Source organism: Streptococcus oralis, from assembly GCF_001588645.1.
GTDB classification, from domain to species: Bacteria; Bacillota; Bacilli; order Lactobacillales; family Streptococcaceae; genus Streptococcus; species Streptococcus oralis_AB.
Window position 1 is genome coordinate 1 of the sequence record NZ_LAYF01000054.1, and the last position, 292, is coordinate 292.

Below are 292 nucleotides of genomic sequence, written 5' to 3' on the forward strand. Positions count from 1 at the left end.
GTCAGTTTCAACAAGTGAATCTGCTTCAACCTCAATGAGCGCAAGCCAGTCAGTATCAGCAAGCGAGTCTGCTTCAGCGTCATTGAGCACAAGCCAGTCTGTCTCAGCAAGTGCCAGTGCTTCAGCATCAGTAAGCCTGAGCCAGTCAGTTTCAACAAGTGAATCAGCTTCAACTTCATTGAGCACCAGCCAGTCAGTCTCAGCAAGCGCAAGTGCTTCAGCGTCATTGAGCTTGAGCCAGTCAGTCTCAGTAAGTGCCAGTGCCTCAACCTCATTGAGCTTGATCCAGTCA

The 292-nt window shown here is 50.0% G+C and carries 1 protein-coding gene; it reads right to left on the reverse strand.

All coding sequences use genetic code 11. From position 1 onward, the window contains the following. Positions 1-292 (reverse strand): hypothetical protein (locus A0739_RS10535; protein WP_269139520.1); only part of this gene is annotated, 292 nt, incomplete at both ends.